The organism is Desulfofundulus australicus DSM 11792 (assembly GCF_900129285.1).
Classification (GTDB): domain Bacteria; phylum Bacillota; class Desulfotomaculia; order Desulfotomaculales; family Desulfovirgulaceae; genus Desulfofundulus; species Desulfofundulus australicus.
Window position 1 is genome coordinate 1 of the sequence record NZ_FQUW01000057.1, and the last position, 10,968, is coordinate 10,968.

General features: G+C 54.7%; 16 protein-coding genes. 4 read left to right on the forward strand and 12 right to left on the reverse strand.

Features of this window, described 5'->3' with window-relative positions:
• From BUB44_RS14455 to BUB44_RS14475, 5 genes are all read right to left on the reverse strand, one after another.
• On the reverse strand, positions 1 to 203 hold a 203-nt coding region (locus BUB44_RS14455), incomplete at its 3' end, for a helix-turn-helix domain-containing protein (protein ID WP_114362203.1).
• Between the two features lie 258 nt (positions 204 to 461).
• Positions 462 to 1,145 (reverse strand): SdpI family protein, encoded by a 684-nt coding sequence (locus tag BUB44_RS14460; protein WP_073167612.1) that lies wholly within the window; start codon positions 1,143 to 1,145, stop codon positions 462 to 464.
• Positions 1,094 to 1,477, reverse strand: coding sequence for an autorepressor SdpR family transcription factor (locus tag BUB44_RS14465; protein WP_073167614.1), 384 nt, complete (start codon positions 1,475 to 1,477; stop codon positions 1,094 to 1,096). The genes BUB44_RS14460 and BUB44_RS14465 overlap by 52 nt, the downstream gene beginning before the upstream one ends.
• A 235-nt stretch (positions 1,478 to 1,712) precedes the next feature.
• Positions 1,713 to 2,159, reverse strand: coding sequence for a PH domain-containing protein (locus BUB44_RS14470; protein ID WP_073167644.1), 447 nt, complete (start codon positions 2,157 to 2,159; stop codon positions 1,713 to 1,715).
• A gap of 118 nt (positions 2,160 to 2,277) precedes the next feature.
• Positions 2,278 to 2,850, reverse strand: a complete 573-nt coding sequence (locus BUB44_RS14475; protein WP_165611060.1) for a PH domain-containing protein — start codon at positions 2,848 to 2,850, stop codon at positions 2,278 to 2,280.
• Positions 2,851 to 3,173: 323 nt separating this feature from the next.
• On the opposite strand from BUB44_RS14475, the gene BUB44_RS14480 reads away from it, so the two are divergent.
• Both BUB44_RS14480 and BUB44_RS15245 read left to right on the forward strand, forming a co-directional pair.
• Positions 3,174 to 4,808 (forward strand): alkaline phosphatase, encoded by a 1,635-nt coding sequence (locus tag BUB44_RS14480; protein WP_073167619.1) that lies wholly within the window; start codon positions 3,174 to 3,176, stop codon positions 4,806 to 4,808.
• 120 nt (positions 4,809 to 4,928) lie between these two features.
• Positions 4,929 to 5,135, forward strand: coding sequence for a hypothetical protein (locus tag BUB44_RS15245; protein WP_131821647.1), 207 nt, complete (start codon positions 4,929 to 4,931; stop codon positions 5,133 to 5,135).
• A 181-nt stretch (positions 5,136 to 5,316) separates the two neighbouring features.
• On the opposite strand, the gene BUB44_RS15250 is transcribed toward BUB44_RS15245, so the two are convergent.
• The 6 genes from BUB44_RS15250 to BUB44_RS14505 all read right to left on the reverse strand — a co-directional run bounded on the left by BUB44_RS15250 (position 5,317) and on the right by BUB44_RS14505 (position 9,390).
• Positions 5,317 to 5,502, reverse strand: coding sequence for a hypothetical protein (locus BUB44_RS15250; RefSeq protein ID WP_131821648.1), 186 nt, complete (start codon positions 5,500 to 5,502; stop codon positions 5,317 to 5,319).
• A gap of 390 nt (positions 5,503 to 5,892) precedes the next feature.
• Positions 5,893 to 6,399: a hypothetical protein gene (locus tag BUB44_RS14490; protein WP_073167624.1), complete on the reverse strand. Its 507-nt coding sequence runs from the start codon at positions 6,397 to 6,399 to the stop codon at positions 5,893 to 5,895.
• Between the two features lie 399 nt (positions 6,400 to 6,798).
• A complete protein-coding gene (locus BUB44_RS14495; RefSeq protein ID WP_083543270.1) occupies positions 6,799 to 7,218 on the reverse strand; it encodes a DUF4829 domain-containing protein in 420 nt (139 codons plus the stop codon).
• Positions 7,219 to 7,401: 183 nt separating this feature from the next.
• Positions 7,402 to 7,719, reverse strand: coding sequence for an amidase domain-containing protein (locus BUB44_RS16180; protein ID WP_073167629.1), 318 nt, complete (start codon positions 7,717 to 7,719; stop codon positions 7,402 to 7,404).
• A gap of 232 nt (positions 7,720 to 7,951) precedes the next feature.
• Complete coding sequence (locus BUB44_RS16185) at positions 7,952 to 8,095, reverse strand: hypothetical protein (protein ID WP_423219802.1); 144 nt, start codon at positions 8,093 to 8,095, stop codon at positions 7,952 to 7,954.
• A gap of 233 nt (positions 8,096 to 8,328) precedes the next feature.
• Complete coding sequence (locus tag BUB44_RS14505) at positions 8,329 to 9,390, reverse strand: TolB family protein (RefSeq protein WP_242655999.1); 1,062 nt, start codon at positions 9,388 to 9,390, stop codon at positions 8,329 to 8,331.
• A gap of 167 nt (positions 9,391 to 9,557) precedes the next feature.
• On the opposite strand from BUB44_RS14505, the gene BUB44_RS14510 reads away from it, so the two are divergent.
• A complete protein-coding gene (locus BUB44_RS14510; protein ID WP_073167634.1) occupies positions 9,558 to 9,809 on the forward strand; it encodes an AbrB/MazE/SpoVT family DNA-binding domain-containing protein in 252 nt (83 codons plus the stop codon).
• The gene (locus BUB44_RS14515) at positions 9,781 to 10,191 is read left to right on the forward strand and encodes a PIN domain-containing protein (RefSeq protein ID WP_073167637.1); all 411 of its coding nucleotides are present in this window, start codon (positions 9,781 to 9,783) and stop codon (positions 10,189 to 10,191) included. Before BUB44_RS14510 ends, BUB44_RS14515 begins: the two co-directional genes overlap by 29 nt.
• A 381-nt stretch (positions 10,192 to 10,572) precedes the next feature.
• On the opposite strand, the gene BUB44_RS14525 is transcribed toward BUB44_RS14515, so the two are convergent.
• On the reverse strand, positions 10,573 to 10,839 hold the full coding sequence (locus BUB44_RS14525) for a hypothetical protein (protein WP_073167642.1): 267 nt from the start codon (positions 10,837 to 10,839) through the stop codon (positions 10,573 to 10,575).
• Positions 10,840 to 10,968 lie beyond the last annotated feature (129 nt).

Below are 10,968 nucleotides of genomic sequence, written 5' to 3' on the forward strand. Positions count from 1 at the left end.
ATATAACCCTTATTAAGCATGGCCTGGATTTCTTCCCTGTACCGGTCCAGTTGTTTATCATACTTCCTGGCTTTAAATTGTGGCGGGTTGGCGTCTTTAAGGTACTTCTTAACGGTATTCCTGGATATACCCAGTGTCCGGGCTATTTTCCTGATGCTGACCCCCTGGGTATGCAGTGCTTTGATGCGTTGCCATTTGTACATGCTTACCACCTCTTTTGCCTCCCCCTCTCGAGGGAGATTTTATCATGAGGTGGGTCAGTTTTATTTGACGATCGGGGGTCAATTCTATTTTACGATCTACAGTTAAGGAGGCGAATTCGCAATATTACTACGTTAGCCCCGATTTGAAGCACTGGGAAATGCCTGCAAAATTAGTTAAGTTATTGGAACTTTAGACCAGCAATCCACCACCGCCCGCCCTATTCGCCGCCGGTCACTCATCCCTCCCGACAAGAGAGACTAGTTCCTCAGCCGCCTGAAAATAGCGTACGAGTAGATCATCGGCGCCAGCCCCATCACGGCCACGCACGCGAAAAACACGTACGCGCCTGCAGGCGAACGCACCGGTGCCAGAACAAGACAGATCAGACCGCCCAGCACCCACACTTTGGCCGCGAGGCGGTGGGTGCGCCGCCAGACCTCCGTGCTGGCCATGGTCCAGGGTGTCCGGATGCCGACAAAGAAATTGGGTTGTACCTGTCCCATAACATTGCCAACGGCGACAAAGAGGAGAGCAACGCCGCCTTTAACCAGCAGGCCTATATCCAAGCCGTACCCGAGAGCTGCCGCCGTAGCCGCAGCGTAGATGCCGGCCATAAAGAGCACCAGGCTCCAGCGCAGCAACCGGTAAACACCACCAAAACGGGCGTAATTCTCGCGCCACGGGTCGACCAAGGGCATCACCAGCATCAGCGCGTAAAGGCCGCAAGTCAAAAGCGGTGCGAAGAAGGCCCCATAGGCCCGCGAGCCGTAGCGGTCCACCCCGCCCCGGATGTTCCAGTGAACGGGCACCTGCTCCGGAAGCATAGGGTAAAGGAGAAATCCCGCAATAATGAGCCCCGCCAGGATTACCCACAGCGGCCAGTCCGGCTTTAAAGCCTTCCAGTTGAGGGAATAACCTTCGCTTTTATTCTCTTTCCGCACGCTTTACCACCCTCCCGTTCATCCCTACCGGCTTTCCGCTTCCCGACCGCCTTACCCTCATCCTTTCGCCCCCTCCCCTCCATAACCGCCAGAAACCAGGCCGCCGTCTCCTGGAAAACGGTCGTGTTCAGGGAGTAGTAAACGTGCTGGCCCTTCCGGTAGTCCTGCACCAGGTTGGCCTGCTTGAGCACGCCCAGGTGGTGGGAGATGGTCGGCTTGGTCAGGTCGAACCGTCCGGCGATTTCCCCCGCCGTGCGGTCGCCTTCCCGCAGGAGCCGCAGGATTTCCCGCCGCGTTTCGTCCGCCAGCGCTTTAAAAACCAAACTTAACATCATTGTCCACCTGCCAGCCGCGCGAATGGCTATTTACATTTAGATATTTAGAAAAATGTTTAAATATCCTCCAGCATTAGTCTACCATACCGTAGAGCCGGTTGCAATACTAAGCCTGCTCTACGGGAGGTAAGAAACAACCGCGCCAGCAAGACTGTCCCCTGGATCGCTTTTCCCTTCATCGACTCAACACCTAGCGGAGTCATGGCCCCGGATGGCGCCTTCATCCTCTCCGTTACCCTTCCCGCAACTCCGGCTGGGCCAGAATCACCCTGTTTACCTCTTCCACGAAGGCTTCCGGCTCCGCCGGGGAGAGGAGATAAGGGCCCCCTCCGGTGGTCAGTATCCGCACCATCCGGTCCAAGCGAGTGGCATAGACTTTCGCCGTGCTGCCGTCGGCCATGGCAAAAAGACCGGCGTATCCGCAAAACCCGGCCAACCACGTCAACCCGACCCCGGGTTTCACATCTTCGACTATCTCAACACGCTTAATCTTGCATTTGGGTATGACGTATGACGTCACCAGGGCGCGGATGGTTATCCCTTCCGGCGAAACCAGATAGTCGCGCGGCGCAAACAAAAACAACAGTACCGCCCACCACATGCCGGTAAACAGGTACAAGGTCGTGGTCAACTTCCCAGTCCTGTCGAAAGGCGTGACCTTGAATTTGCTGCGCGTCATAGTGAACCTCTCCGTTCCCCGCTGAAAAGCCGGCACAGCAGCCCCACAGCCTCAGCACCTCCTTACTCCGGCAACCTTCAGCTGCGGCCCGCGCCGCCGGACGCGCCGAACAGCACCACTAAGCCGCAGTGCCGCAAAGCCGGGCCCGCAGCGCCTCGCAGAACTTCTGCGGCTCCGCCGGGGAAAGAAAGTACGGTTCCCGGTCGGTCTCCAGCACCACCATCTCGCCATCCCAGGACGTGGCGTAAACCCTGATCCACCCCAGGCGCTCCACCCTGAACCAGCCGAAATAGCCGAAGAACCCCCGCAGCGGGTATGAACCTAGCCAAACAATATTAGGCGGGCCGGGAAACTGCCGCAGCGCAATTCTTCTCACCCGCGCGTAAGGCACGAGCACCGGGCGGGCGAAACGCCTGGCAATCCTTATCCTCTGCGCGTCCAGGATGTAAGCCGTAGGCGTAAAAGCGAAGAGAACGGCCACCAGCAACACTATCACCAGTACTACACCTCCCAGGAAGGCCAGAAACCCCGGCAGTTCCGCCGGGTCGGATATGCCGACCGCTACACCCACCAGGGAAAGGACCCCGAGGGGAACGGTTAGCACTAACAGGGCAACTGTGGTCTCCGGGTCGGCAGGCGCCAGGGCAAATTTCTCCTCTGCCGCCATACACACTCGTTCAGGCTCGGTCAAGAGCATCCCCTCCTTGTCCGCACGTACAGTTTACTGCCGGCTGGAATACCAAGTAAGAGCTGCTGAACCGCATCATGCCAAAACGTGCTGGCCCTTCCGGTAGTCCGGCCATCCGCAACCCCTTTACCCCCATCCCTGCCATCCCGGTAAACCTGCTTTCCCGTTGATCTAAAAAAGGAACTGTCGTTCAAGCCGGCCCGGCAAACTATTGGTATTTAACACCTGTTTAACAATATTTAACAAGCAGTTATCTGGTCATCAATTGAAGCTTAACATAAATCTGTTAAGATAACGCCAAAAATATTTTTCCCGGAGGTGTCGCTATGACCAAAACCATGAAGAGAATCCCGGCTATCCTCGTTATTGTTTTGCTCCTGTTGGTCAGCGTTTCTGTCCCCCTCGCCAGCGCGGCAAGTGCACCTGCCGTAAAGAATGTTATCCTCATGATCCCAGACGGCATGAGCGTCGGCGGGACAACTCTGGCCAGGTGGTATAAAGGCGGTACGCCCCTGGCCATGGACGAAATGGCCTGCGGCCTGGTGAGAACTTACTCCTCCGACGCAGCCATCGCTGACTCCGCACCTGCGGCAACGGCCTTTTCCACCGGCTTTAAGTCCCGTACCGGCTACGTGGCGGTTTTGCCTGACGTGGCCGACATGCCGGGCCTTCAACCCATCGCCAGAGGCGATGAAAAGAAACCCGTGGCCACCATCCTCGAAGCAGCAAAACTGGCGGGAAAAGCCACGGGACTGGTGGTTACCTGTGAAATACCCCACGCCACCCCGGCAGCTTTCTCCGCCCATTACCCGGACCGGAACAACTATGATGATATTCTCGAACAACAAGTATATAGCGGTTTAGATGTGGTGCTGGGCGGCGGTTCCAAATACCTGACACCCGAGGTCAGAAAAGACAGGGAAGACTTAATTAAGGTAATCAAGGACCTGGGTTATGATTATGTAACCACGCCGGAAGCACTTCGTAAGTCCACTTCCAACAAGTTGTGGGGAATGTTTGCTCCCAAAGATCTAAGTTATGATTTTGACCGTGACCCGGCAAAACAGCCCAGCCTGGCGGAAATGACCAGCAAAGCCATTGAGGTGCTTTCTAAAGATAAGGATGGATTCTTCCTGATGGTGGAAGGGAGTAAAATAGACTGGGCCGCCCATGCCAATGACCCGGTGGGCGTAATCAGCGATATCCTGGTCTTTGACAACGCCGTAAAAGTGGCCCTGGACTTTGCCAAAAAGGATAAGCACACTGTTGTCATCGCAGTAACTGACCACGGTAACGGTGGAATCACCATCGGAGACCGGGAGACCAGCAAAAATTACGACGAGCTGCCCCTTTCCACCTTCATCGAGCCTTTAAAGAGGGCAAAACTGACCGGTGAAGGCGTCGAGAAAAAATTAAACGCCGACAGGAGCAACATCAAAGAAGTAATGGCAACTTATTACGGCATCACCGACCTGACGGAGGACGAAATCAAAGCAATCAAAGAAGCCAAACCAGGCAGGTTAAATTACGTTGTGGGACCGATGATTAGCAAGCGGGCCCATATCGGGTGGACCACCAACGGCCACACCGGCGAAGATGTAGTTCTGTACGTCTACTCGCCGACCGGCGACCGGCCCACGGGAGTGATTGAAAACACAGATATAGCTAAGTACATGGAGAGAATACTGGGCCTTAACTTACAGGAAACCACCAAAAAGCTCTTCGTGCCGGCAGAAACCGCTTTCCCGGCCAGGGGCGCCAGGGTGGAATGGGATGACAGTGATCCCAACAACCCCGTGCTTGTGGTTACCAGGGACAATGATAAATTAAAATTGCCGGTAAACAAAAATCTTGCCGAAATCAACGGTAAGCTGGTTAAAATGAACGGCCTGACCGTTTATAATGGTGTGACCACCTTTGTACCACAGGAAGCACTTGATTTAATGAAGCCACTGCAATAGCCCGGATTTACGGCAGTACATACCCGTTAAGCAGTCCGCGCATTGCCGCCCTCTTGCTTGTAGCCCGTCTGCTCCGGACATGGGGCAGGCGGGCCACATTTTAAAATGGTGGTCGGGCGAATGTGGCCGGCCCGCCCCTCCTTCGATGAGGATGCGCTCTACGGGTGCGCGCAGGAGTACCCGGCCGCCATGCGCCTCGATCACGTCTGCCAGCACGTCAGCAAGGGCCTGGGAGCTGCCCACCGGGTAGCAGCCGCTTTATTTTTGGGTATGACGTATGACGTTACCAGGGCACGGATAGTTATCCCCTCCGGCGACACCAGATAGCCGCGCGGCGCAAACAGAAACGACAGGACCATCCACCACATGCCGGTAAACAGGTACAAGGTCGTGGTCAACTTCCCCGTCCTGTCGAAAAGCGCGACCTTGAATTTTTTGCACGTCATAGTGAACTTCTCGGTTCCCCGTTGAAAAGCTGGCACAGCAGATCCCTCGCTTCCGCCACCTTTCAGTCCGGCAGCGCTTCGATCATCTCGTGAAGCTCCTCTCTCCCTCCCGGGGCGGAAGCGGATTCTTCTCTTTTCTTTGCCGAAGTGGTGGTCGTGGTTGCCCATGACGGCATACACGCCCAAAGGCGCTTTAAGTCCTCGCAGCGGCAGGGTGCCCCCAGAGCCGGGTCCGCCAAACTATCCAAATGTCCCCCCGTCTGTCTTCGCCCTTCTCGCGAACGCATCGGTCTCACCTCTGACTTGATGTTCGGGCCTTCCCCTGGAGTTCATGACCCCCAGGGTACTATGCCCTCTGCTGACTCCTGCCGGTTCAGCCGTGCCTCCCGACACGGGTTACCCAGCACTCAGACGTCTGAGTGCTGGGCTTATCCGGCAGGTCTCTCCGGGTAAGAGCGTTAACCTTCACCCCACGCCCGCCCCATATACTCCGCCGTCCCTTGGCAGCCCGGGATTTCGCTGTGTTTCGCCGATGCTACCCCCAAAAAAGAAACCCGACGTAAAGGCCGGGTTGAAAAGGAAAGAAGGTGTTTTTTAAAACTGACTTATCCGTCCGCGCCTGCGTCTTCATTTAAGTTTTAAGTACCGGCATTACGCCCAGCCCCGCCGAAACGGTTTGGCCCTACCGTCGTACGGTTGACATTTGCCTTTATTCGCTCAGCCATGATTTGCTTGCACTGGTTGGCCTGCGCTTGTGTAATCCTGCCATTTTTAAGTAGTTGGTCGATTTGAGAGCTTCGCTGGCTGACTATAAAGTTGATCAGCTGTTCCTCACTTATACCTTTTTCGGCTGCAATCTCAACCAACGACTTGCCGGAGTGACGTGCAGTAATTAACGTAGATACATCCATTCCCAGGAACTGCGCCACCGACGTATTCATCGAGCCCGCTGTCCGCCTCAGAGCCGCACCAGCCATTATGCCTGCACCGGTGGTGTTCGGCCTGGCTACTTGCACATTATACTTACCTGCCCATGCTGGCGGACCGCCCGCAGCCATTGCTTTCCCGGCAGGTAACCCCGCCAAAAGCATCCCACTGAACAACCCCGCTGCACTTATCATTGTTATCCATTTTTTAATTTTCATGATTGGTTCCCCTTTCAGGTTAGCTTTACCAGAAATTATACCTGGCAGGATTTAAGAATTTGTGACTAAAATATTACAAATTCGTTACAAAATTGAGCACTCGGTACATCCTTTTTCTGCTACACCTCTTCTTCCAAACTTTAGGCCAGCGGCCTCCCCATGACCAGGCTTTCGCCCCTTTCCGGATTGGATTTGCCCGCCCCTGGGAGCAGGCTGTAGCAACAGGGAGACCTCAGCCTCACCCAGCACTCAACCCGGCACTCAACACCCAGGTTAAGTTAATACTTTAGAAGCTAAGTATTGCGATGGGTGTTGAGTGCCGGGTTAGGTGCGGCCTACCGGTTTGTCCGACACCGGCTAAACGGGGTCACCTACTAAAAGCCTGATTCTCTGCCGAAACTACCTACCAGCACCTAAAATGACCCAAGGCGACTCCGGCTTTTCTTTGACCAGGATGTAGTCGACGTTGCTTTCGTCACGCCAGACTTCCTTTGAGTTTTCGTAAACCCGGACCAGCAGTTGATCGACATTTAGTATGGCAACCTTATACCAGGTCTTGCCGGATAGCCGGGAAATTCCCGCTCCCTCCTCCTGCAAGCTTTCTAAGATAAACCACCTGGGATTCTCGTTGATCCGGTAGACTTTAGCCTCTTTTATCCGCAAAATTTGAGGGTCGTCGGGTCTCGTTTTGACGCCGGTGGGATTGTACATCGTAGAATCGAGCAACTCAACATCATGCGTCTTCAGAGCCTCGAAATGTTTTTCAATGACTCGCTTGCACTCAGCGATATCCTCTGCCGCCAGGCGCTTCTCGAGAATCTTAAAATTTTCGTGCTCCCCGCTTTTTTTTGCTGGCGCAGGCTCACTTCCACCTTACGCTGCCGGCGGGTTCTTCCCGGATTCGTTGGCTGCGTTTTTCATACATCCTGACGCCAGGACCACTGCCGTAAATATAACTAACAGCATTGCCGCTTTCGTTTTCACAGAATCACTCCTCTCAAATTACTTTTGAAATTGAGCCGAGGAGAAGTGTACACCTCTAATGTAGCACGTATTCGGACCGCCCCAGCCATTTATTAAATTCTCCAATGTTCTGTTTTTGATCTCACTGCTATGCTGGCAAACAAAAATTTTGTCCGGGGTGCTACCCTTGATGACGCTAACGTATACCGAGTGGCCGTAAGTTCCACTACTACTCCGCTTAACCTGCAGAACATCACCGACCCGTATGCTGGATAAAGGAAACGATTTTGCTACAGATTCGGCGAACTTATTCCCCTTTGGTCCATATGTTTTAGAACTGATTACATAGTCACGCAAAACTTATCGCCCTACCTTGAACCCGCGCTACCACCTACCCTTCCATTTCTACCGCTACCTGCCAATTCCTCCAGTTAAGTAACATATAGCAAAAAATAGCAAATAAACAACGGGTACTTTTTGTAAATTTTTGTCGTGTCGAACTGTCCGACAAACAGGGTCAAAATATTTGCCCGGACACAGACGTTTGAAATACTAACCGTAAGCCTTACACCCAACTCAAACTCCAGCATCAAGCTTCGGCGTCCGTGTCCCAGAACCCGTATATCCTCTCGAATGCCTCCCGGTACGTCTCCACTGACGGGTAGCCTTCTTTCCGGGCGTCATCCTCCTTGATGTCGTCCAGCCGCTCCCGCCGGACGGCAATAATTCTCACGTAAGCGAACGGTGCTACCCAGTAGCTTAGCCTGCATTGGTATTAAAAGCGCCGATTTGCTACCGCTCCTCACCCGGCCGCCAGGCCTGGACACATTTATCTTTTTCCGTCAGCAACCTGCCCGCAAATTCTTCAAAAGACGGGTTACAGAAACCGCAGCAAGGCGGCGAGATTCCGGATATGTTTTGCGTCCGCGTACAGAATAAAATAGTAGTATTTCTCGCCCTTGATCGCTACGGGCCGCGGGTACGCACCACGAAGCAGGCCCCGGCCCCCGTACCAAGTTTCGGCGAGGGGAAGACGAAATACCCTTCCCTGCCGTTGACTGCGGTTTTCTCCAGCCGCGGCCTTTCGCCATAGGGCTTCAGCTTGTGGGAAGCCTCGTGCCGCGCCACCTCTTCGGGTGTCCAGCCCTCCCCGTTCATCGCGCTTACCAGGAAGAAGCCGTCATCACCGCCGTAGCTTCTCGGAATACCTGCAACGTCGCCGTAACCCGGGCGCGGCCGCCAGCGACGCGGGAATTCAAGGTACACTCCGTATGCCGGATTCAGGTAAGGCAGCCTGGACCCAAAAACCGTCTCCTCATCCAGGCGGCGCAGAATCTCCCTCCTGACCACCGTGCCGTTCAGGTCGAGAAACCGCCCGGCTGGGGCAACGGTGTCCGGATCGACGAGGACCTGCAACCGAAGGTAGAGCCCAGGCTTATCATTACCTTCAAGCTTATCGACCCGGAAATCCATCGCCGACTTCCCGCTCCGGTCAACGACGATCTCCGCCCAGGGATACTTCGCCAGGAACTTCTCCGCCTCCGGCGTACTCTTCGCCGCCTTGATGAGCGCGGCGTCCGTAAAGCCCGGCCAGTAGGCAAAAAGTTCGTCCCACGCCACGGCGCCGCAATAGCCAAAGGTGAATTCCCCGGTCAGGGGCCCCATCTTTTCCACCACCCGCTCAAGGCCCGCGCCCGCAGTGTAGGCGAAGACGTCCGCCGCCGGGGACCAGGCGAACTCACCTACCCCTTGCGCCACGCGGCGGGCCTCACTCCTATCGACTCCGACCAGCCACAGATCCTCGCCCCTGCGGAAGAACAGCCAATTCCCCGTTGGCGACCAGGCAGGGCGGGAAATATTCTCCCCGGCGGCCAGTGCCCGCGCCCCGCCGTCCGGCAAATCCTTGACCCAGAGCTTTCCCTCAGCCACCCAGGCCACCCTGCCGGCGCCGGGCGCCTTGCCCGTGCCGAGGTCAGAAATCCTCCACCGCACCACCAGGACGCCGAGCATCGGTGCGGCGACGATCACAATCAAAGCGGCCAGAAAACCTATTTTCCCAGGTACCTCCGGGGGGCTCGATAAGTTAATAAGTTAAGTGCCTGGCACCACTGCATATAGAAGATGCTTTACAAGTTAGAGGTTTTGCTTTACAATACACAAAAAGTAAACCTTTTGTCTCATGGAGGTAAAGTTTAGTGTTCGCTAAGATTTCAAAAAAAGGCCAGATTACCTTGCCTGCCGAGGTCAGGAAACTTTTGAACCTCCGTCCCGGGGCGCGCGTGCGGTTCGTAGTCGAGAAGGATACCGCCCGGATTCTCCCCGTCGAAGGGGGAATCGAGACACTCAAAGGCGCCGTTAAGGTTTCAGCGCCGCAGGATTTCAAAGCCGCCCGCCATAAAGCAATGGAGGAACGCAGCCGTGAGAAAAGTGCGCGCACTCGACGCTAACGTTATCCTCCGCTTTCTGACTAATGATGTTCCGGAGCAGGCAAACCGTTGCGCTGAGCTATTGAAGCGGATTGAAGCCGGTACCGAAGAAGTCTGGTTGCCCGATCTTGTCCTGGCAGATATCATCTGGACCCTGGAAAAATTTTATAAACAGCCTAAGAGACAGATCCGTGAGCTGCTCATCCCCATTCTCAACCTGCGTAGCTTGCGCTTTTCGAGCAAGAAAACGGCTCAAAAGGCCCTCCAACTCTACGTAGAAAAGAATCTCGATTGGACCGATGCTGTTATCGCCGCGCAGATGCTTGTCCGCAAGCAGAGCGAGATTTATTCGTATGACAGAGACTTCGACAAACTGGAAGGTGTTACCCGGCTGGAACCTTGAAAGGTCTCCCTGGTGTGCTTTCTTCCCGCACTTGCGGCAGCGTTACCTCCGGCGCGTTTGCCGCCTCCGGCGGCAAAACCACCCTATCACAGCCTCAGCACCTCCCCACTCCGGCAACCTTCAGCTGCGGCCCGCGCTGCCGGACGCAACCGAACAGCATACCGCCAAGCCGCGGTACCGTAAAACCGGGCCTGTAGATTTTCAAATTGATTCGGGAAAAATCTTCAAATTAAATTGGGGCAACCAACTGGTGGAAAAAAGGAAATTCTCATTTTAAACCGGTAATCATATAAATAATTTTCAAATTCCGCCGGCATTTCCATCGAAAACCCCAAAAAGAAAAACCGGCTACCCGAAAGAGGCAGCCGGTGGTAATACCGCTCAAAACCGGTTAAACGGATATTTTTTCTTAAGGGCCAGAATTTCCGCCCGTGCTTCCAGCAACTTTTCTTTGAACACGGCAGCAAACCAGGCCGGCCGGTTTCTGGTCGGCGGATACGTTCTGGCTTTATCGGCCACCTTGCAGATAGCTTCGATCATTTCCTCCGGGGTAAAGTGCAGTTCCCTGGCCATTTGGAGTGCCAGTGGCAGTAAATCATAAAAACCGGTGCTGGCAAAGTAATATTCCAGGCTGAGTCTTTTGTACATATGAGCCGCCTCCGCACCTAAACTTCCAGCTCCTGGCTTGCCTGGTACACCACATCCTCGTCAATCTGCTTTTGTTTCCTGCCGTATGCGCAGATCAGGCAGCTGGTCACCAGATTGTTAACCAGCCGG